This window comes from Chryseobacterium endophyticum, from assembly GCF_056333165.1.
Window position 1 is genome coordinate 22,668 of sequence record NZ_JBWGXE010000003.1, and the last position, 22,663, is coordinate 45,330.

21 protein-coding genes are annotated in these 22,663 nt (G+C 38.6%); 14 read left to right on the top strand and 7 right to left on the bottom strand.

Annotated elements, in window-relative coordinates:
• Nucleotides 1-14: 14 nt before the first annotated feature.
• From AC0N32_RS08185 to AC0N32_RS08200, 4 genes are all read left to right on the top strand, one after another.
• A complete protein-coding gene (locus AC0N32_RS08185) occupies nt 15-602 on the top strand; it encodes a hypothetical protein (protein ID WP_476393372.1) in 588 nt (195 codons plus the stop codon).
• A 141-nt stretch (nt 603-743) separates the two neighbouring features.
• Nucleotides 744-2,078: a trigger factor gene (locus AC0N32_RS08190; RefSeq protein ID WP_476393373.1), complete on the top strand. Its 1,335-nt coding sequence runs from the start codon at nt 744-746 to the stop codon at nt 2,076-2,078.
• A gap of 107 nt (nt 2,079-2,185) precedes the next feature.
• Entirely contained in the window at nt 2,186-2,872 is a 687-nt protein-coding gene (locus tag AC0N32_RS08195) for a hypothetical protein (protein ID WP_476393374.1), read from the top strand.
• 323 nt (nt 2,873-3,195) lie between these two features.
• Nucleotides 3,196-6,057, top strand: a complete 2,862-nt coding sequence (locus AC0N32_RS08200) for a M16 family metallopeptidase (protein WP_476393375.1) — start codon at nt 3,196-3,198, stop codon at nt 6,055-6,057.
• A gap of 111 nt (nt 6,058-6,168) precedes the next feature.
• Here the strand turns inward: AC0N32_RS08200 and AC0N32_RS08205 are convergent, their stop codons facing one another.
• Nucleotides 6,169-6,753 carry a DUF3109 family protein gene (locus AC0N32_RS08205; RefSeq protein WP_476393376.1) on the bottom strand — a complete coding sequence of 195 codons (585 nt, stop codon included), beginning with the start codon at nt 6,751-6,753 and terminating at the stop codon, nt 6,169-6,171.
• Nucleotides 6,754-6,759: 6 nt separating this feature from the next.
• Complete coding sequence (locus AC0N32_RS08210; protein WP_476393377.1) at nt 6,760-7,665, bottom strand: DUF6427 family protein; 906 nt, start codon at nt 7,663-7,665, stop codon at nt 6,760-6,762.
• Between the two features lie 42 nt (nt 7,666-7,707).
• Here AC0N32_RS08210 and AC0N32_RS08215 point away from each other — a divergent pair, with 42 nt between their 5' ends.
• Nucleotides 7,708-7,941, top strand: a complete 234-nt coding sequence (locus AC0N32_RS08215; protein WP_476393378.1) for a DUF6341 family protein — start codon at nt 7,708-7,710, stop codon at nt 7,939-7,941.
• A gap of 77 nt (nt 7,942-8,018) precedes the next feature.
• On the opposite strand, the gene AC0N32_RS08220 is transcribed toward AC0N32_RS08215, so the two are convergent.
• From AC0N32_RS08220 to AC0N32_RS08240, 5 genes are all read right to left on the bottom strand, one after another.
• Nucleotides 8,019-8,456 carry a universal stress protein gene (locus AC0N32_RS08220; protein ID WP_476393379.1) on the bottom strand — a complete coding sequence of 146 codons (438 nt, stop codon included), beginning with the start codon at nt 8,454-8,456 and terminating at the stop codon, nt 8,019-8,021.
• Between the two features lie 60 nt (nt 8,457-8,516).
• A complete protein-coding gene (locus AC0N32_RS08225; RefSeq protein ID WP_476393380.1) occupies nt 8,517-9,122 on the bottom strand; it encodes a fumarylacetoacetate hydrolase family protein in 606 nt (201 codons plus the stop codon).
• Nucleotides 9,123-9,354: 232 nt separating this feature from the next.
• Nucleotides 9,355-9,753: a putative signal transducing protein gene (locus AC0N32_RS08230; RefSeq protein ID WP_476393381.1), complete on the bottom strand. Its 399-nt coding sequence runs from the start codon at nt 9,751-9,753 to the stop codon at nt 9,355-9,357.
• A gap of 2 nt (nt 9,754-9,755) precedes the next feature.
• Entirely contained in the window at nt 9,756-10,520 is a 765-nt protein-coding gene (locus AC0N32_RS08235; protein WP_476393382.1) for an exonuclease domain-containing protein, read from the bottom strand.
• A gap of 63 nt (nt 10,521-10,583) precedes the next feature.
• Entirely contained in the window at nt 10,584-11,297 is a 714-nt protein-coding gene (locus tag AC0N32_RS08240; protein ID WP_476393383.1) for a CDP-alcohol phosphatidyltransferase family protein, read from the bottom strand.
• A gap of 196 nt (nt 11,298-11,493) precedes the next feature.
• Here AC0N32_RS08240 and AC0N32_RS08245 point away from each other — a divergent pair, with 196 nt between their 5' ends.
• From AC0N32_RS08245 to AC0N32_RS08285, 9 genes are all read left to right on the top strand, one after another.
• Nucleotides 11,494-13,425 carry an LTA synthase family protein gene (locus AC0N32_RS08245; RefSeq protein ID WP_476393384.1) on the top strand — a complete coding sequence of 644 codons (1,932 nt, stop codon included), beginning with the start codon at nt 11,494-11,496 and terminating at the stop codon, nt 13,423-13,425.
• Between the two features lie 168 nt (nt 13,426-13,593).
• Nucleotides 13,594-14,010, top strand: a complete 417-nt coding sequence (locus AC0N32_RS08250) for a DUF2147 domain-containing protein (RefSeq protein ID WP_476393385.1) — start codon at nt 13,594-13,596, stop codon at nt 14,008-14,010.
• A 111-nt stretch (nt 14,011-14,121) separates the two neighbouring features.
• A complete protein-coding gene (locus AC0N32_RS08255; protein ID WP_476393386.1) occupies nt 14,122-15,102 on the top strand; it encodes a pyruvate dehydrogenase complex E1 component subunit beta in 981 nt (326 codons plus the stop codon).
• Nucleotides 15,103-15,226: 124 nt separating this feature from the next.
• A complete protein-coding gene (locus AC0N32_RS08260; RefSeq protein WP_476393387.1) occupies nt 15,227-17,221 on the top strand; it encodes a KUP/HAK/KT family potassium transporter in 1,995 nt (664 codons plus the stop codon).
• A 67-nt stretch (nt 17,222-17,288) separates the two neighbouring features.
• Nucleotides 17,289-17,762, top strand: a complete 474-nt coding sequence (locus tag AC0N32_RS08265) for a Fur family transcriptional regulator (protein WP_029294631.1) — start codon at nt 17,289-17,291, stop codon at nt 17,760-17,762.
• Entirely contained in the window at nt 17,755-19,515 is a 1,761-nt protein-coding gene (locus AC0N32_RS08270; protein ID WP_476393388.1) for an OstA-like protein, read from the top strand. The genes AC0N32_RS08265 and AC0N32_RS08270 overlap by 8 nt, the downstream gene beginning before the upstream one ends.
• 390 nt (nt 19,516-19,905) lie before the next feature.
• Nucleotides 19,906-21,081: an aspartate aminotransferase family protein gene (locus AC0N32_RS08275; protein ID WP_476393389.1), complete on the top strand. Its 1,176-nt coding sequence runs from the start codon at nt 19,906-19,908 to the stop codon at nt 21,079-21,081.
• 246 nt (nt 21,082-21,327) lie between these two features.
• Complete coding sequence (locus tag AC0N32_RS08280; RefSeq protein ID WP_034709946.1) at nt 21,328-21,714, top strand: START-like domain-containing protein; 387 nt, start codon at nt 21,328-21,330, stop codon at nt 21,712-21,714.
• A 75-nt stretch (nt 21,715-21,789) separates the two neighbouring features.
• A complete protein-coding gene (locus AC0N32_RS08285) occupies nt 21,790-22,599 on the top strand; it encodes an aminotransferase class IV (protein WP_476393390.1) in 810 nt (269 codons plus the stop codon).
• Nucleotides 22,600-22,663 lie beyond the last annotated feature (64 nt).

Below are 22,663 nucleotides of genomic sequence, written 5' to 3' on the forward strand. Positions count from 1 at the left end.
TTAAATCAAAAAAAATGAAAAATATTTTTAAAAATACAACACTTATCGCAGGACTATTATTTTTATCAGCTTCTTTAAGCTTAACGTCTTGTAACAGAAGCGACGACGAAGCAGATGACCTTCCTCAGGAAGAATTATCGGACGTTTTGTTGAAAGTAACCGATGCCTCAACAGGAACTTCTGTGGTGTACGATTATCAGGTAAACAGTACCAGCAACCCGAATGTTAAACTGGTGGATGGGCATACTTATAATGTGGAAGTAATCTTCAAAAACGGTGACGAGGATGCTACCCAGGAAATTAAAGAAGCAGTGAATGAACATTTCCTGGTTTATAATTTCCCGAATTCGGATATTACTTTGACGCGTACTGACGATCCGGGATTTGTAAGAGGAGATGGAAACCATGTCGGGATAAAAACAAAGTGGGTGGTCAACACAGCAATAAAAAATACTTCCGCTCCCGCACAGCTTGTTCTTACCCTTTATCACGAACCGGTGACGGTTTCTGAAGCCTCTTCTGTAAGCGGAAACGGCGTGATCTACGGAACTCATACCGGTGGTGAAACCGACGCTCAGGCAACTTATAATATTATTCATTAATATATTCTTCAATCTTGTTATGAAAACCACTGATTTTTTCGGTGGTTTTTTATTTAACAATTATTTGGCTTTTTAAGTTCATTTTAATTGAGGATTTTCATAAAATTTTCCTATTTTTGCAACCTAAAATTTTAATCAATAATGAAGGTTACCGCACAAAACCATGATGATGTAAGTGCATTGCTTACAGTGACATTGGAAAAATCTGACTATAAAGAAAGAGTTGAAAAGCAGTTAATTAATTATGCTAAAAATGCGCAAGTTCCTGGTTTCAGAAAAGGAAAAGTGCCTTTAAGTATGGTTAGAAGACAATATGAAGCAGGTATTGCTTTCGAAGAAATCAACAAACAGGTTTCTGATGCTTTAAACAGTTATGTCAACGAAAACAAATTAAGATTAGTTGGTCAGCCTGTACCTCAGCCTGTAAACGAATTCGATTACAATGCTGATCAGTTGGAAGTGGCTTTTGAAGTAGGATTTGAGCCTGAATTCAGCATCGATTTAGCTAAATATGAAGCCCCTCACTACAAAGTGGAAGCTTCTGAAAAAGAAATCAACAAGAGTATCGAAAACATGCAGAAGCGTTTCGCAGAGCAGGTTCCTCAAGATAAAATCACTAAAGATTCTTACATTGCCTTAGAAGTTTCTCAGGTTGTGGAAGAAGATGCGGAAGGAGAACACCACCACCATCCTAAAAACGTGACCATTACCGCTGAAAACAAAGAAGCTTTCAAATTGGTGAAAGGTCTGAAAATGGACGGGTCTGTAAAAGTTTCCAAAGAAACTCTTGCCGGAAGCGAAGAATTGGCTAAGGAATTAGGATTCTCCAAAGAAGAAGTTGAGCACTTACACCACAATGAAGTGGAAGTAAAAGTGAAAGATTTTTATTCTTTGAATCTTGCTGAACTGAACCAGGATCTTTTCGATAAAGTATACGGAGAAGGAAACATCAAGTCTGAAGAAGAATTAAAAGAAAAAGTGAAATCTGAACTTGACGAATATTTCCAGCAGAATGCAGACGTTCACTTTGTGAATAAAGTATTGGAGCAGGTTTCTGAAAAAGAAGAAGTAAAATTACCGGAAGAATTCCTTGTAAAATGGTTAATGTTCTCCAACCAGAACATCCAGTCTACGGAACAGGCAAAAGAAATCCTTGAGTCTGAGAAAAACCAGTTGAAATATCAGATCATTGAAGGTAAGCTGATGAGTGAAAACGAAATTCAGTTAGACTATGCTGATGTTCTGGCTCAGGCAGAGCAGTTGGTAAGAAACCAATTGGCGATCTATGGAATTCACCACCTGGGTGACGAAGAAATTCAGAAATACGCTGTTGAGATGTTGAAAGATCAGGAGCAGGTAAGACAGATTTCTTCAGAAGTTGCGATGACAAAACTTAAAGATGTTATCCTTGAGAAAGCAACGAAAAAAGAAACGGTAATCTCTCACGATGAGTTTTTAGAAGAGCTTAAAAAATAATGTATTTTCTATAAATATTTTGAAACCACCATTTTGGTGGTTTTTTTTATGATTAACTCAAAACTTTATCACTCAATATTCATATATTTACGGTCTAAATTTAGTATATGAAAAAGATCATCGTTCCGTTTTTATGCGCTGTGCTGTACGCTGCCCCGGTAGCTGCACAAACTACTACGGCTGCTCCCGCTAAGACGGAAGCCGTAAAATCGAAATTAACACCCAAAGAAGTTATTGATAATTATCTTAAAGCTTTGGGAGGTAAAGATAAACTGGAAAACATCAAAACAACACTTATCGATAATACCCTTACCGTTCAGGGAATGGAAGTGATGATGACCACAAAGAAAATGGGTAACAAATTCAAATCTGAACAATCGGTAATGGGCCAGAAAATGGTTCAGTTTTTCGATGGTGAAAAAGGATATTTTGAGCAGGGAGGCCAAAAAATGGATATTCCGGCTGACAAAATTACAGAATTGAAAAAAAGCAAAGTTATTGATGCTTTAGCTTATGACCCTGCTACTTTCTCAAGCGTTACCATTGAAAAAATCGACGGGAAAGACTACAATGTTTTGACTTCGGATAAAGGTACTTTCTACTTTGATGCTACTACGGGATTGTTGTATAAATCTAAAGCCGCAGAAGGAACTGCCACTGTAAAAAGCTATATGACGGTAGACGGAATCAAATTCCCACAGGAAATAGAAGCTGAAGGAGGAGGCCAGAAAGTCGTAATCAAAACGACAAAAGTCACGGTCAATTCAGGAGTTTCCGATGCTGATTTTAAATAAAAGTTAGTTATTTAACATATTATAGCCGGGTTTTCCCCGGCTTTTTTTATTGATTTTATATTTTTAACTAAAAGTTTAACCAAAATAATGAACGGCGTTTTCTTTAAATATATATTTTTATCTGAACTAAAATACAACTTGATAAAAAATATTCAAAGTGCATCATGAGTTCTCCGAAATAAATTATCATTAAGCAGTAAGATGACAACCAGTAAAAGTTTAACGATAATTACGAATATTTAACTTAATATAATAATTTAAATATTTCTTCGTTTTGGGAATAAAGATTACTTTTGAACCATAAAAATTAATAATCAGAATATATGAAGAAAATGCTATCTTCATTTGCAGTCGTTTTTTTATTCTCTGCAAATGCATTCGCACAGAATCTTCCTACAGATCCTTCTGTAAGAATCGGTACTCTTTCAAACGGAATGAAGTACTACATCAAAAAAAATACGTTACCCGAAAAAAAGGTAGATTTCAGATTGGCCATCAATGCCGGATCTATTCTTGAGGACGAAAACCAAAGAGGTCTTGCGCACTTTATGGAGCACATGAACTTCAACGGGACAAAAAATTTCCCGGACAATAAACTGGTGGATTTCCTGCAGTCGATCGGGGTAAAATTCGGCCAGCACCTAAATGCGTATACAAGCTTTGATGAAACCGTTTATATGCTTCCGGTACCGCTGGATAAGCCGGGAAACCTGGATGCAGGTTTAAAAGTGATGGAAGACTGGGCATTCAATGCCACCCTTTCCGACGAACAGATCAATAAAGAAAGAGGTGTTGTTCTTGAGGAATTACGATTGGGTCTTGGGGCCGATAAAAGAATGTCGGATAAATATCTTCCTAAGTTGTTGTACAATTCTCAGTATGCCAACAGGCTTCCGATAGGGAAGAAAGAAGTTTTGGAAAACTTTAAGCCTGAAGTCATCAGACAGTTTCATACAGACTGGTACAGACCCGATCTCATGGCAATCGTAGTTGTGGGAGATATTAATGTAGATGAGGTTGAAAAGAAGATTAAGGATAATTTCAGCAAATATAAAAATCCTCAGAAGCCGAGAGAGCGGAAAACATTTGACCTGCCTAACCATAAGGAAACTTTAGTCGCAGTAGAGACTGATCCTGATGCGACGAGTTCAATGGTGCAGTTCATCATGAAAGATTCTGAAGCTTATAAGCCGGATGTTACGGTTGAACAGTATAATCAGAGCATTGTTGAAAACCTGACCTCTACCATGCTGAATAACAGACTGAGAGAGCTTGTAAACTCCAATAATCCTCCGTTTACTTACGGATCGGTGTATCATGGCGGTACTTATGCAAGGAGCAAAGAGGCTTTCCAGGGGTTTGCTATGGTAAAAGATGGCGGCCAGATCAACGCATTGAAAGTCCTTCTTGAAGAAACGGAAAGAGCAAAAAGATTCGGATTTACACAGACGGAACTCGACAGGGCAAAAGCGCAGGTTTTGTCTAATTTAGAAAGATCATACAACAACCGTGATAAAACGGAAAGTGATATTCTAATGGATGAATACGTAAGAAACTTCCTAGAGCAGGAGCCGATTCCGGGGATCGCGTGGGAGTATGAAGATACGAAGAAATTTTTACCATCTGTAACACTTGCTCAAACGAATGATATTATCAAAAAATTCGTAAAAGACGACAGCAGGGTCATAGTGATCACGGGTCCTAAAAAAGACAATGTTCCGATGCCGACAGAGGCGATGGTTTTAAATACTTTCGAAAGCGTAAAAATGGCTGATCTTAAGCCTTACCAGGAAAAAGAAACCATTAAAAATTTAGTAAAACCTTTCAAATCCGAAGGTAAAATTGCCAAAACAGAAAGCGATGCCAAGCTGGGTACCACAACCTGGACGCTCAGCAACGGTGCAAAAGTGACTTTCAAGAAAACGGATTTTAAAGATGATGAAATTGTTTTCACGGCCAGAAGTATGGGAGGAAGCTCTCTGATCAACGATGCAGATTACAATAAAACACAGTTTGCTTTTTCTGCCCTTTCTGAAGCAGGGGTGAACGGTTATTCAAAATCTGATCTTACGAATTACCTTGCCGGAAAACAGGTAAGCGTAAATACTATGGTAAGCTCTATGTTTGAAGGTGTTTCAGGACGTACTACACAAAAAGACCTGGGTACGGCTATGGAGTTGATGTATGCTTATTTCACAGGTTTAAACTACAACCAGGACGCTTTCAATGCCTATAAAACGAAACAGTCTGCGATGTTGGATAATCTGTTGTCGAACCCGCAGTTTTACTTTTCAAGCGAGCATGCTAAATTCATGAACCAGAAAAACCCAAGGTTCATCGGGATCATTCCAACGGAAAAAGAATGGGCAAATACGGATTATAAAAAAGCTTACGACATTTATAAAGAGAAATTTGCCAATGCCGGAAACTTCCATTTTTATTTTGTAGGAAACATTGATGAGGCTAAATTTAAAAATGAAGTGCTGCAGTATATTGCCAGCCTGCCGTCTACAGGGAAATCCACAAACTTCAAGGATACGGGATACCGACAGATGACGGGAGATTTTACAAAAACCTACAAAAAAGGTAAAGACCCTAAAAGTATGGTTACCATTTCCTATTGGGGCGAAACGCCGTACAATGAGAAAGAAGCCCTGGCGTTGGAAGCCCTTGGAGAAGTAGCGACTATAAAAGTCATTGAAAAGCTTCGTGAGGATGAAAGCGGAATCTATGGAGGCGGAGCAAGAGGCGGAATGTATAAAGCACCTTTCAATAATTACAACTTCAGCATCAGTTTCCCTTGTGGCCCTGAAAATGTAGAGAAGCTTACAAAAAGTGCGATGACAGAACTTCAGAAGCTTATCGAGAAAGGTCCTGAACAGAAAGACCTCGACAAATACAAAGAAGGGGAATACAACGATTATAAAACCAGCCTCAGAGATAATTCGTACTGGATGAATGCGCTGACCAAAAACCAAATGGATGGAAGCGACAAGTACGAGATCCTGAATTACGAACAGAAAGTAAAAGCTTTAACAGTAAAAGACCTTCAGGATGTAGGCAAAAAATACCTTACCAAAGGGAGAATAGTAGCTACTTTAATGCCGGAAGACGGTTGGGAAAATGCCAAAAAAGACGAAACCAAAACCGAAACGGCAGTAATCAAAGCCGGTGCGGTGAATTAATATTCCATTTTAAACGATATAAAATTTCAAATAAAAAACCGTCTCATCAATATGGGACGGTTTTGTTTATTATTAAAATTCCCAGGCAGTCAGGCCCAAAAACTCAACGGTTTACGATTCGTATTCCTTTTTCCACTCTTCGGCTACGTCACTCAGGACATCATAAAAATCTTCACCGTATTTCCTGATCAATGGTGTTTTGAGGAATTTATAGACAGGAACCTGAAGCTCTTTCCCAAGTGTACAGGCATCATTGCACACACTCCATTCGTGATAATTTAAAGCTGTAAAAGATGAATATTCCGTCACACGGATCGGGTAGAGGTGGCATGAGATCGGTTTCTGCCAGTCTATGGCTCCGTCTTCATACGCCTTTTCGATTCCGCATTTTGTGATGCCCTTCTCATCAAAAGTTACGTATGCGCATTCACGGTCTTCCACCATCGGGGTCACATACATTCCGTCCATAGGATCGGTGGTCCATGTTCCCTGTTCTTCGAGGGCTTTAATGCCTTCCTGCGTAAGGTAAGGCTTAATTTTATCAAAAATATTATCTAAAATCACCAGCTCGTCTTTATCCAAAGGAGCACCTACGTCCCCTTCCACACAACATGCCCCCTTGCATTTGGTAAGGTTGCAAACAAACTCTTCAGAAAAAATTTCTTCGGAGATCAATTTATCGTCTATCTGAATCATAATCTTTTAAAATAAATCAAAATAATTTCCGGCTTTAAAGCCGATTAAACTAAAAATTATCAGCCATAAGCTCAGCTCCTGCATCCAGTATTTCGGTAAAAACCTCAGCATCCGGCTGATGATGATGGTAGACGGAAATGCAAGAAGCAGTAAATATTCATAGGCCTTATTCATGTACAGGATAATGGTAATCAGCTGTGCTACGGAGAAAACCAGTAAGAAAGTGTATTTGTACCGGCTGACCGGGCTTTTCTTATTGTAATTTCTGAAGTGGTCATACACGGCATAGATCAGCATCAGGACAATAGGGATCAGTGGCAGAAGGCCTGTATAATCTGTCACGAAGGTCATTTTCCCAAAAGGAAAGTAATTCATATTCCATGACGTGTAATCCATAAAAAACATTACGGAAAAATAGCTGAACACAATAAGCAGGATTCCCAGGAAAAATCTGAAAATATTCAGGCCTATTCTTTCGGAGGTGGCAATAACGTGAATGATCACAAAAACTGCCATGGGCCAGGTCGTAGGAAGAAAAATAAAATTCAGCGCCACGATCGATCCTACCAGTACGTAAGATTTTTTTCTGATGTCTTCATTGGTGCTCGTCAGAAGAAGCAGAAGAAAGGAATTGGTAAGTAAGGCAACGGCAATTCCGATATCAAGGGTTCCGGGATACAACCCGATAATAAAAAATGTATATAAAAATAACGGCAGATGAGTCTGATAATTCAGCGCGATGCTGTGAAAGCAGAAATATCCCAGAGCAATTCCCAAAAACGTAATCACCGCGATAATCGCTTCATAAGTGTTGAAATTCAAAAAGTTAAAAGTTATTACTACTAAAAGAAGAAACCCAATATAGACCGGGATGGAAAAAATATTGCTTTCTTTTGAAAGTAATCTAAACATTTTTTATAAATTTGTACAAAGTTAATTTAAAAAAGGAAAATAATGACGTCTTTCTTTCTATTCTTAAGCAAAGTTTTCAAATGGTCGTTTGGATTTTTTGATACATTTGGAAACGTGTTAAACTGGATTTTATTTATTGTTTGCTGCGTATTGTTTACCTACTGGTGCTATGTGTTGGTGGTTACGCTTGGTGGCGATAAAGATAAAGACTACTATTCTCCAACGGAAGGTAAGTTTCCTTACTACGATCCGAATATCTACAAAAACGAAGGTTAATTAATTGGTTATATAGTAAAAAGCCGGTCAAACAGAATTTGACCGGCTTTTTTATTTGTTTAAGCTAAGACTTTCCACTATTCATGAATGGGCAGTACCAGCACAGGAATATTTGAATCTTTCGTAATTCCTTTGGTCAGGCTTCCTACGAAGACATCATAAATACCGCTTCTACCATGAGACCCCATCACAATGAAGTCCGCTTTTTTGTCCTGGGCATGCTCCAGGATAATATCTTTAGCGAGACCCTGTTTCAGGATGTGTTCACAATCGACATCGTGGGCCAGTATTCTCTGCTGTATTTTATTAAGCTGAACCAGCTCCTCTCTGATCTCGTTCTCTTCAACTTCCGGGAAATATTGAAATCCCATATCCCCAATGGCAAAACCGATATCCGACGGTGCCACATGGATCAGAAAAATTCTGCCATTCACCTGCTTTGCAAATTTTACCGCACCTTCTATAAGCTGCTCTGTTTTGTCCCCAAAATCTACGGGCAATACAATATTTACCATAACCTTTAATTTTGTTTACTAAAGTTAAGAAAAATATGCCGGAAAACCGTGTTAAATTATCTATAATATTCTGATATCAATCACTTTTTTATCTTCCAGGTAGGCTTCAAGAATATCGTTTTCATCAATCTTTCCGACGCCTTTCGGAGTTCCCGTGAAAATCAGATCACCGACCCTCAACGTAAAATATTGGGAAACAAAGGCGATAATATCATCAATACTGAAGATCATATCTTTCGTATTTCCGTCCTGAACTTTTTCTTTATTCTTTAGTAATGAGAAACTCAAAGTTTCAAGGTTAAAATCCTCTTTTTTAAAGAAATTTCCAACTACTGCAGAGCCGTCAAACCCTTTGGCAAGCTCCCATGGCAGGCCTTTCGACTTCAGTTCGCTTTGCAGGTCTCGCGCTGTAAAATCAATTCCTAAACCGATTTCTTCATAATGTTTATGGGCGATTTCTTTCTGAATATATTTTCCGCCTTTGGAAATTTTCACCACCACTTCCAGCTCGTAATGAACATCATCCGAAAATTCCGGGATGTAAAAGTCATTGCCTTTCAGAACAGCGGTGTCCGGTTTCATGAAAATAACCGGTTTTTCAGGGATTTCATTTCCCAGTTCTTTGGCATGTTCGCTGTAATTTCTACCTATACAGATTATTTTCATAATTATTTAATACTAAATGTTGTGTCGATATTAAGTTCTTTATCAATCAGTTTACTTTTGATTTTTTTTCAGGAGCTTTTTCCCGCTTTCCACTGTATCTTTTTGGTCTGCAACCAAAAAGGATGTCGTTGCAATCGGGGCTATGAACACTGAATGGTCAATTTTATCATTAAAAATAGAAAGACTTTAGATCAGATGAATATCAGGATGTCTTACTAAGCTTGTTGATACATTAATGCATAAACTCATTTCCGCAGTAATAGCAGACAAATTTATGGCTCGTCAAAATTGAAATCCCAAAGAAACTTGTCGCACTGTCGTCCCTGTAGATGTGATTGGAGCCGCATTTCGGGCATACAAAATCAAATTCGGGATCTGCAATGGTATGTTCTACTTCCAAAGAAAACGCGTCGTTTTCTTTGTACTCCTCCAACACCCGATGGGCCTTTTCCAGGTCTTCCTCGAAAACCTGCAGCTGAATACCGCCGACAGCCTGCGACAGAAGCCAGTCCGACTGGATCAGCTGTTCGTTGGCAATAAAGCTGTTGATGCCTTTTTCGGCCAGGATCTGCTTGTCACGGTTAGCCTGGAGCGCCGTTTCATAAAATTTGAATTTTACCAGTTCGCTCATCGTTAAAATCTGCTGGATAATTGAATTTTAGTAAAAACTTTCTTTGTATACAGAGGGAATTCTGCATTCTGAAGCCATCCGAAGTAGCCGAGATCTTTTTTGAAAACGACTTTTACACACTGTCCTTTATATTTTCCGAAATTAAAAACCTCTTCCAGTTTTTCGTTGTACCCGATAAATCCGGCAAGATCTGCGTGTTTATTGTGGAAGGTAAATTCGCTCAACGGTCCTATTTCATTCGGAATATCGTCGTATTTTCCGACCTGGGCATCCAGTACCTCAAAAGTTGCCATGACGTCTGCTTCAGCAGAGTGCGCATTTTCCAGGGTCTTTCCGCAGTAAAACTGATAAGCCGCGCTGAGATTTCTAGGCTCCTTTTTATGAAAAATAGTCTGCGCGTCTACCAGCCTGAACTTGCTCAGATCAAAATCAATCTCTACCCTCAATAATTCTTCGGCCAGCAGAGGAACATCAAAACGGTTGGAATTAAATCCACCCAAATCGCTTCCTGAAAGCATTTCCATGATTTTCGGCGCAATTTCCCTGAAGGTAGGTGCGTCTTTCACATCTTCATCATAGATTCCGTGGATTTCGCTGCTCTCTTTCGGGATCGGCATTTCAGGGTTTACTTTCCATGTTTTACTTTCTCTGGAAGCATCAGGATTCACTTTTAAAATACAGATTTCAACGATACGGTCTTTTCCGATGTTGGTTCCTGTTGTTTCCAAATCGAAGATACAGAGCGGTTTATGTAATTTTAAGTTCATTTGTTGTAATTTGAAAATTTGAGAATGTGTTAATTTGAAAATGGAATTGCATTATCATCAATCCTATTTCAATTGTTTTTGAAAGACTAAAGAGACCAGAATATAGTAGATGATGACTAAAGGAATTCCGACCGTTTTAAAAATAATCAAGATAATAATTGAACCGATTAATAAAGCTATTTTTGGATAATTATCCTGTAATTTCATTGATTTGAATTTCATGGCGATCATCTTTATAGGCGAAATCAGAAGCCATGATAAAAATACGGTTAAAAAGATAAGTACTAAGCTGTTATTTAATAAAGAAGCAAAAACCTCCTCGTGTCTGAAAGCGTAATACAATCCGAAAATTAATATCGTATTGCTCGGCGTATTGAGACCTTTGAAATAATATTTCTGTTCTTCATCCAGGTTGAAGATCGCAAGACGTAAACATGAAAAAAGCGTAATAAGCAAGCCGAAATACTTGAGTTCAAAAGGTAATGCGATTCCTGCCAGATTGCTGCCGAACGGTTCAAGAATTTTAAACATCGTAAGTCCCGGAACCAATCCGAAACTCACCATATCCGCCAATGAATCGAGTTGAACCCCAAGATTGGAATTGGCTTTTAAAGCGCGGGCCACAAAACCATCAAAAAAATCTAAAATCAACGACAGAAGCAGGCAGATCGCAGTCGTCTGATAATCACCCAGAATCAGATGAATAGCCCCTACGCAGCCTGAAAAAAGATTTCCCAGCGTGATGATATTGGCTACGTTATTTTTAATAAAATTCATAATCACAAAATTAAAACAATAAATCTGTTAAACAAGGTAGCAATTTAACAGCAGAACAATTTAACAATAATTATTGAATTATTTCAGGGCCTGCCCCTCATCCGTACACTGCCGGATTGATAAACTATTACATTGATACACTGTTACATTGTTGCATTGATATACGGTTACATTATTTATTTTGGTAAATTTGCGCATGAAATTTTTTAAAGAATTTAGAAAACAAGAGGTTCTGGTATTGTTATACCGGATTTTTTTAGCCTATTTTTTCTATCAGATTGCCCGGTTTTTATTCTGGTATTTCAATCGCGGATTGATAAAAATAGATTCTGTGTCAGATTATTTTAGCCTTTCTTTCCATGGAATTGCGTTTGATACCACGGCAATTTTATATGTGAATGCACTTTTTATCCTGTTGAGTATCATTCCTGTTATCATCAATACCAAGGCAGCATATCAGAAGTTTCTGTTCTGGCTGTACTTCATCACCAACGGAATTGCCTATGCCATGAATTTCGGTGATATGGTATACTTCAGATTCTCCCAAATGAGGCTTACTTCCGCAGCACTTCAGGTGGCACAGCACGAGAATAATATTTTGAAGGTTTTTACCTCTTCGGTCACTCAAAACCCTTTTGTGATCATCTGGTTCGTGATATTAATGGGATTGTGGATTTTCCTTTACAGAAAGGTAAGAATAACAGAACGTAAGCCGGCAAAACTGGTTCCGTATTTTATCTGGTCTGTCGTTGTACTCTGCTTGACGGCCGTTCTTACCGTTGGCGGAATACGCGGCGACTTTAAACACAGCACAAGACCCATTAACCTTGTTGATGCAAACCGTTTTGTAAAACTGCCTGCGCAGGGAAATATAGTGCTGAACAGTACGTTTTCCTTTTTCCGGACTTTAAATACCAATAATTTTAAGGAAGTACATTTTGTCGATGAAAAATTTATTGATGACAACATCCACCCGTATAAACTGTACGAAAGAATGGTAACGGAAAAACCGAATATCGTGATTTTTATTGTGGAATCTTTCAGCAGGGAGTATTCCGGAGCATTTAATAAGGATAAAAACATCAAGGATTATGTTTCCTATACTCCTTTTATGGACAGCCTCGCGGGGCAGAGCCTTATTTTTCCCAATACTTTTGCCAACGGACGGCAGTCCATCCACGGGATGAGTTCCGTTCTGGCAGGAATTCCGAGTTTAACGGACGCTTTTACGAGCTCACCGTATTCCAATCAGAAAATTCAGTCCATTGTTTCTGTCTGTAACGAAATGGGCTACGATACGTCATTCTATCACGGTGCCCCGAATGGTTCCATGGGCTTTTTGGGCTTTGGGAATATTTTAGGCTTTAAGCATTATTTTGGTAAGACCGAATATAATAATGACAGCGATTTTGACGGAATGTGGGCCATCTGGGATGAACCTTTCCTGCAATATTTTGCGAAAAATGTAGGTAAAAAGCAACCTTTTCTGGCCACCGTATTTACAGCATCTTCACATCATCCGTTTAAAATTCCTGAAAAGTATAACGGTAAATTTAAAAAAGGAAAGAACCCGATGCATGAGCCGATTCAGTATACCGATTATGCGATTAAAAAATATTTTGAAACGGCAAAAAAACAGCCATGGTACAAAAACACGATCTTTGTTTTCACAGGAGATCATACCAATGAAGTGTATTATCCCGAATATGAAAAAATTATGAACCGTTTTGCTGTTCCTCTGATATTTTATTCACCAAATCCTGAATATCATTTAAAAGGCGTAAATAATGAACTGGCTCAGCAAATTGATATTTATCCTACACTGGCCGACCTGATCGGTTATAATAAAAAAATCCGAAGCTGGGGCCGAAGCCTGGTAAGCGAAAATCAGTATCCTCCGGTTATTGCCAATTCAGACGGTTCCGTAGAGCAGTTTATGATCGGAAATTACATTTATCGGTTCGATGGCAAAGAAGTCGTGGGAATTTTTGATATAACTGATCTGGGACTGGAAAAGAATCTTATGGATCAACTAAAGAATAATCCTGAAACAAAAAAGGGTATACTGATTGCCAAGGCATGGTATCAGGATTACATGAACAGGGTGATCAACAGGAAATTGTATTGATCTGAACATGAATTTTCAGCAATGCCCGTTTTAACTATTTGAGTTAAAGCGCATCTATCTTAATGTATGTTCCGGATAATAATATTTTTTGTTATTTGGAAATTAATTTCTATTTTTAAAGATAGATACGTAACAGAATTATTTTATTACAATTAAAACTATAAGAAAATGAGAAAATTATTATTAACATTTATTCTTTCCTTTTTCGGAGTCCTGTCATTTGCCCAGATCGAAGGAAAATGGAAAACAATAGATGATGAAACCGGAAAACCGAAATCGATCGTGGAAATTTTTAAGAAAAACGATGGTAAGTATTACGGGAAAATTGCTCAGCTCCTGATCAAACCGGAAAACAACAATTGTGTTAAATGCAAAGATGACCGAAAAAACAAACCCCTGATCGGTTTGGAGATCATCAGAGGTTTATCGAAAGACGGAGACGAGTTTAGCGGAGGAACGATTACCAATCCTAAAGACGGCAAAAGCTATAAAACCGAAATCGTAAGAGAAGGAAATACTTTGAAAGTGAAAGCTATTGTTCTGGGGATTGCCGTAAAAACACAAACGTGGCATAAGGTAGATTAAGAAACAGAACACCAGTATAAAAATATGAGACAATTCAGCAATGAGTTGTCTTTTTTTGTGATATAAATAATAAAAAACACTATTTTTGTACTCTAAATTTTTCAAAAAGATATGGCAGAATATACTTTTCGTGAGGTAATTGCACAGGCAATGAGTGAGGAAATGCGTAAAGACGAATCCATTTATTTGATGGGGGAGGAAGTCGCAGAATACAACGGTGCATATAAAGCTTCAAAAGGAATGCTGGATGAATTCGGTCCTAAAAGAATAATCGATACACCTATTGCTGAGCTTGGTTTCGCAGGAATCTCTGTGGGAGCTGCAATGAATGGGAACAGACCAATCGTAGAGTTCATGACGTTCAATTTCTCATTGGTGGGGATTGACCAGATTATCAATAATGCTGCAAAAATCCGTCAGATGAGCGGTGGTCAGTGGAACTGCCCTATCGTTTTCCGTGGTCCTACGGCTTCTGCAGGACAATTGGGAGCAACACACTCGCAGGCTTTTGAAAGCTGGTATGCCAACTGCCCGGGGTTGAAAGTGGTAGTGCCTTCCAATCCTTATGATGCAAAAGGATTGCTGAAAACAGCAATTCAGGATAATGATCCTGTAATTTTCATGGAATCTGAGCAGATGTATGGTGATAAAATGGAGATTCCTGAGGAAGAATACTATTTACCAATCGGGAAAGCAGATATCAAAAGAGAAGGAAGCGATGTAACGCTGGTTTCTTTCGGTAAAATCATGAAACTGGCGATGCAGGCCGCTGAAGATCTTGCGAAGGAAGGAATTTCTGTAGAAGTGATCGACCTTAGAACTGTTCGTCCTTTGGATTATAATACGGTTTTGGCATCTGTTAAAAAGACAAACAGGCTGGTTGTTCTTGAAGAAGCCTGGCCTTTTGGTTCTGTAGCTTCGGAAATTACCTATATGGTTCAGCAGAAAGCATTCGATTATCTGGATGCTCCTATTAAGAGAATTACAACCCCTGATGCACCTGCTCCTTACTCCGCTGCTTTATTTGCAGAATGGTTCCCGAAACTTGAAAAAGTGAAAGAGGAAATCAAAAAAGCGATGTACGTGAAATAATTAACATAATTATAGAGAAAAACTTCCGAAAGGAAGTTTTTTCATTTATTATATTCATGAAGAAAAATTCTCAGGGTTGTAAATTTGATTTAAATTTGCGCGTTTAAAATAAAATTTAGCTGATATGGCAGAAGTTACAGAAGGCGGTCAACACTTTGACATTAAGAAGCTTTCTTTCATTGGGGTTCTGGTTTCTCTGGGTATTGTTTTTGGAGATATCGGTACTTCACCGCTTTACGTAATGAAAGCAATAGTAAATGCTAGAGACGTTGGAAGCACAATGCCTTTTAACGAATATATCGAAGGGGCGCTTTCCTGTATCATCTGGACGCTGACTCTTCAGACCACCATAAAATATGTTATTATAGCCCTTAGAGCGGATAATAAGGGAGAAGGTGGGATTCTCGCCCTTTTTTCACTGGTGAAAAACCTCAAGAAAGGATGGCTTTATCTTATTGCTATTGTCGGAGCGGCGGCACTTATTGCCGATGGGGTTATCACGCCTTCGCTTACCGTAATGTCGGCTATTGAAGGTCTTGAAATTTATAATCCGCATACACCGGTAGTTCCGATTACCATTGCCATTTTAATTGTTATTTTCGTTGTACAGCAGTTCGGGACAAGTTTTATCGGTAAGTTTTTCGGACCGGTAATGGTGATCTGGTTTCTGGTATTAGGCGGTTTGGGACTGTCTCATTTAAGCGAAAATATAGAGATCCTCAGGTCTTTTAATCCATATTATGCCTATAAGCTTATTGTAAATTCTCCGAGTGCGATCATTATTCTTGGCGCGGTTTTTCTTTGTACTACAGGGGCTGAAGCTCTTTATTCAGACCTGGGACATTGCGGTGCGAAAAATATCAGGGTAAGCTGGGGATTTGTAAAAGTAATGCTTATTCTAAACTATCTGGGACAGGGGGCATGGCTTTTAACCAACTATAATAAACCGGGCTTCTCTGTGGTTAACCCTTTCTTCGGAATCATGGAAGAGTGGATGGTCATTCCGGGCGTAATTCTGGCAACAGCGGCTGCGATTATTGCCAGCCAGGCCCTTATTACAGGTTCATTTACGATTTTCTCAGAGGCCATGTCGCTCAATTTATGGCCCAACCAAAAAATCGACTATCCTTCAGGGGTTAAAGGGCAGATGTACATTCCGAGGATCAACTGGGGATTATTGTTGTTCTGCATTATTGTTGTCCTGCATTTTAAAGAATCCGGGAAAATGGAAGCGGCGTATGGGCTGTCGATTACCGTCACCATGCTGATGACCACTGTTCTTTTGGTGTACTGGTTGTTGAAACACAGAGTCAATAAGCTTTTAATCCTCGTCTTTGCCTTAGTGTATATGGCTATTGAGATGGGCTTTTTCAGTGCCAATGTCATCAAATTTATGGAAGGAGGCTGGATCACGGTCGTGCTGGCAGGTTCCATAGGAGTATGTATGTACGCCTGGTACAATGGCAGGCTTATCAAAACCAAATTTATCAAATTTATCAAGCTCGAAAACTATATTCCAATCATCAAGGATATGAAACTTGATGAGACGATTCCCAAGTATGCAACCAATTTGGCTTATCTCAGCAGGGCAAAAAGAAATGATGAAATAGAATCAAAAATTATCTATTCTATCATTAAAAAGCAGCCGAAAAGAGCCGATCACTATTTCATTCTTAATATTACCAACCAGGAAGACCCATATACCTTCAAATATGCCGTAGATGAGGTGCTGCCCGGAACAATTTATAAGATCAACTTCATGTTAGGTTTTAAAATCGACCGGAGGATCAATGATTATTTTGATATGGTTTTAAGGGATATGATGGCCGATGGCACAATCCCTTCAAGAAGCAGCCATCCTTCGCTGAGGGCACACAATATTCCGCCGGATCTGAAATATGTCATCATAGATAATACCTATATCAACGATATATTACTTACCGTAAAAGAGAAAATTATTCTTAATATTTATAATTTCGTTAAGTATATCGGAAGTGATGATTTCAAAGCATGGGGAATCACTTCGCACAACGTAGAGGTCGAATCTGCGCCGATGACAGAAGACTGTGTAAGCAAATCGAGAATCGAGCAGTGTGGTTTTATACGCCATAATAGTTAAATTCTTTAACATTTGGGTACAATAGGTATTTAAATAAAAATCAATAAATTTGTACATAAATTTTTTGATGGATACGATACAAAAGGAAAAAAATATTGCACTTATTAAAGACGTTTTAAGGAACTATTTGCTTGAAAAAGGTTTTCGGAATACTCCTGAACGATATACAATATTAGAAGAGATTTACAGTATGGATCATCACTTTAATGTTGATGATCTGTATCTCCTGATGCTGCAGAAAAAATACCATGTTTCCAAAGCAACCATTTACAATACCATTGAGATTTTCCTGGATGCAGGGCTGATCCGTAAGCACCAGTTTGGTGAGAAAACACTTACCTCTTCATCTTACGAAAAGTCTTATTTTGATAAACAGCACGATCATCTCGTGATCTATAAAAAAGATTCCGATAAGGAAATTGAGGAAATCATAGAATTCTGTGATCCGAGAATCCAGGGAATTAAAGAAGCTATTGAGGAAGCATTTGGGGTAAAGATCGATTCTCATTCGCTGTATTTTTATGGTACAAAGAATGACTAACCTTTCTGTGAGGCTGATGTACGGCCTTCTCATATGTATTTCTTCGGTCCTTTTTGCACAGGATAATCCTAAGCCTTTGCAGAAAGATCCTTATTTTACACCGAAAACGGCCCCGCAGAAAAATGCCCCGCCACCGGAAAAGGTGAAGCATATCCATTCTGATGAATTGCGGAAAGATGCTGGCAAATATGACGGAAACAACTACTTTACGGGTAATGTTCAGTTTGAGCATCAGGGCTCGTTGCTGAATGCGGATCTGGTAATCGTTTATGAGGAGCAAAACTTTGTGAAGGCAATCGGTAATGTAAAACTACAGAATGCCGACGGGTCGGTGATCACCGCAGATGAAATGGAATACGACGGGAATACCCAGAGAGGGATTGCCCGGAAAAATGTCGTGCTCACAGACCCGAAAGGGACGGTGATTAAAACCGAAACCATGTATTATGACAGGATTTCTAACCAGGCATATTATAATACAGGAGGGACGATTAATGACGGTAAGAGTACGACGTATTCAAAATCGGGAACCTACTTTCTCAGTACACGGACGATCGATCTTTCGGGAAGAGTGAAAATCGAAGATGCGCAGTATGTTCTGGAAGGTGATAATGTCGTCCAGAACCAGAATACCAATGTGGTTAACATCAACGGCCCGACAACCATCGTTAATAAAAAAGATCCTAAAAACCGTATCGTCACAGATAAAGGAAATTACAATACCAATACCAAAGAAGCATTCCTATACAAGAATTCAAGGGTGTATTACAACGATAAGATTCTTACCGGTGACGAGATGTACTACAATCAGCTCACGGGTTTTGGAAAGGCGACCGGTAATGTAACATTGGATGATCCCAATGAAAGACGATGGATAAAAGGCGGATATGGTGAAATTTTCCAAAAGAAGGATTCTGCGATGATGACCAAAAATCCGTATGCCGTAAAAGCGCTGGAGAAAGATTCCATGTATTTTGCCGCCGAAAAGATCATATCCTTCCAAAAACCTGATTCTTCGGATGCCACAGTTAAAAAAAGTTTTCTGAGGGCATTCAGAAAAGGAAGGTTTTATAAGTCGAATGCGCAGGGTAGAGCCGATTCTATTGCTTTTAATGAAACCGACGGCGTATTGCATATGTACAGAGAGCCTATTCTTTGGAGCAATGGGAAGCAGGTGACCGGAAACAAGATAGAAGCCTATTTTAATACCCAGAAAGAAAATATAGATTCCCTGAAAGTCATTGGGAATGCCTTTGCCATCAGTAAAGTCGATTCGTTGAATATGAAAGACGAATTCAATCAGGTTAAAGGAAAACTGATGAGTGTCTATTACGGAGAAGATAACAATATACGCGAAGCAAAAGTAATCGGAAATGCACAGGCCATTACGTATTCTGATGACGAAAATACCCAGACCAAGCAAAAGGAGCGGATCGGGATTTCCGTAAGTACTTGTGGAATCATTGATGCCATCTTTGAAGAAAGAGCTTTATATGTGGTGGAATGTAATATCGGTGCGTCTTCAGACACTTATCCGATGAGTATGATTGAACCTTCCAAACGGAAGTTCCCCGACTTCAACTGGAATACGAAAGACAGAATCCTGAAATGGCAGGATATTCTGGTCGACACGCCGAATTATCCGGAAATTAAATATGAATCTGATACGAAACTTTATGATTCTGCACAGAAGGTGATAGATGACGAAAAAGCTAAAGAGGAAGCCAAAAAACCAAAACGCGTCAGACGATAATCTTTATTGAAATAATACAAACTCACTGTCGAAAGATAGTGAGTTTTTTTATGGAAGAGTTTACAGGGAATTAAAGACGAATTCAGTATAAAAAACATCTCATAAATGTGAAGTTTTCATGTTATTGAGCTGTTTGAAGTTTTTGATATTGTGAATCAATTTATTACTTAAATTATATCCATCAGAACGTAAAATTCTTTGTTAATTGTGTATTTTGATTCGTTTTTTACATATCTTTGAGTTAGAAAATAATTAAGCATATTAATATTTTGTGATTTGGTGGTGTCGCTTACAGTTAAATCTCTGTAAGCGATTTTTTTATTCTATCGGTTATATTTCGAAGTGTGACGAATGTTTTTTAGCTTTGCTGAAATTTTTCAATTGATAGAAATGCAAAAAGATTTTTTTACCTACCAGGCACAAACCACGCGGTTTGCGGCAGGTTTTGAAGTGGAAAAAGCGGAAGGAAGCTATATTTATGGCACCGACGGAAAGAAATATCTGGATTTTGTAGCGGGGGTCTCTGCGAACACCCTGGGACATTCTCATCCGAAAGTAGTTAGTGCCATTAAAGAGCAGGCAGAAAAATACCTTCATGTTATGGTTTACGGAGAATATGCGCAGGAAAAACCGGTGGCTTTATGTAAACTGCTGGCGGAATCTACTCCCGATCCTTTGGAAATCACGTATCTGGTAAACAGCGGCGCTGAAGCCATCGACGGAAGCCTGAAGCTGGCCAAAAGATATACCGGGAGAGAAGAAATTGTTTCCTTTAAAAATTCTTATCATGGCAATACGCATGGAGCATTGAGCGTCTCGGGAAATGAAACCCATAAAAGAGAATTCCGGCCGCTTCTGCCGATGATAACCTTCATTGAGTTCAACAATGAGAAAGATTTTGATAAAATTACCAAAAAAACAGCTTGTGTCATCCTGGAAACCATTCAGGGGGCAGCAGGCTTCCTGGTTCCTGATCCGCATTATTTAATCAACCTGAAAAAAAGATGTGAAGAAGTCGGGGCATTATTAATCCTTGATGAAATACAGCCGGGATTCGGAAGAACCGGGAAATTATTTTCTTTTGAACATTTCGGAATTGTTCCTGATATTCTGGTCATGGGAAAAGGAATGGGAGGCGGTGTTCCTGTCGGCGCATTTATGAGTTCTGCGGAAATCATGGGAACCCTGGCGCATTCTCCAAAGTTGGGACACATTACAACGTTTGGCGGAAACCCACTGATTGCCGCCTCCAGTTATGCCACGCTTAAGGAAGTTCTTGAAAGCGGCTTAATGGATGAAGTTGAAGAAAAAGAGAAATTATTCAGAAGTCTTCTGGATCACCCGAAAATTAAAAATATCAATGGAAAAGGCCTGATGCTCGCAGTAAATCTGGGCGCTCCGGAATATACCTTACAGGTCGCCAAAAAATGTATGGAAAAAGGGCTGATTGTCTTTTGGCAGTTATACAGAAATGAATACTTACGCATATCGCCGCCTCTCACGATTTCAAAAAAAGAAATTGAAGAAGGCTGCCGTATTATTCTGGAAGTTCTGGATGAAAATTAATTTGTAATGGCATACATACGGGCATCGAATTTTTTCGATGTCTTTTGTTTTGATTCAATATGAAGCAATAAGTATACTCTCTGATGGAGAAAGCACTTATAAAGGTAAATTTATTACAAAATATCATTAAACAAATATTTGAAAATCTCTGACAAATGTCATGAAGATTATGTAAAAAAGTAAACACATTTTTGTGTAATAAAAAAATTAATTTATATATTGCGGGACGATTAAAACAAAGATTATATGGCGAAACATAAAGTCCATTACGAATTCCCAATGCATTGCTTATCAGAGATTTTATACGAATATCTGGCCACTGCAGAAGGGTTGTCTGAATGGTTTGCGGATGAGGTAGTAGAGAAAGGAGATGACTTCTTTTTTAGTTGGGGAGGCGGCCCTGCCGAGAAGGCGACTTTAATTAGATATAAGCCTGAAGGTTTCGTACGTTTTAGATGGGAAGAAGATGAAGGGACCAAGCATTTCTTTGAAATGACCATCACGATTGATGATATTACAGAAGATCTGGCTTTAAATATCACAGACTTCTGCGAAGAAGGAGACGAAGAAGAGAATGCCATGTATTGGGAAAACCTTATCGAAAACCTTAGAATAAAATTAGGTGCTGCTTAAACGTAAGCAGTATTTGCAGATAAAACTGATGAACGATTTATCGTTCATTATTTTTTTATAATAAATCATATTAAATTGGAAAATCAATATTTTACATCGGGAGAAATAAATGTGGCAAACAGGGCTTTTCTATCAGGAGATGCAGTGAAGGTTTCTTTTTTTATAAGAAACTCGAAATTGATTATGGATGAAGAATGTTATTTTTTTCTGATGGCTTCCATGAGAAAAATGAGACTGAATATTCCCCTGACATACACCCTGGAATTTTTCCAGTCCACTTTTACCAAAGATGTGATCGAAGGCAAAGGAATCGGCAACGGAATCATTAATTTCCATGTCTTCAGAAACAGGGACGGAATTACTTTATCCAAATCCTCCGTATCGTATTATTATGAAGTGACGCCTGTGGATGATGTTTTATCTGTTCACGAAAGGCTGCTTGAATTGGATTTAATCAAGGAAATTAACGTCAATAATAATCTTTTGAGCAATATCCGTGTTCATAGTCCTGAAAATATTTATGGAGAGATTTACGCCCAGGAGAACGATCTCGACGACGTTATATTCCTGAATCCCAATAAAAGGATTGCCAGGACCATATCCGGAAATCTTTTGCTTCTTGAAGGAGATGTTATTAAAATTCCAAAGCAGACGGAAGGAGCCTATATTTCGCCTCTGATGGAAAATTTTGTCACCTTTTTGCATAAAAATAATCTGGCGGATATCCAGGAGCAGGAAATTATTGCATTCGAATCTCAGAAAGCTGAAGAGATCTTTTTGATCTCCGATGAAAAAGGAATTTTTTCGGTAGGTAAAATAAGAAATAAAACTTTTGAAAGTTCCAGGTTTGCAGGATTTGCAGAAGCTTGGCGCAATAGTTTTTAAAATTGACAAACCCGGTAAACAACGAAAGTTCCAAAGTCCTTTACCGGGTTTTATTCTGAAAAAT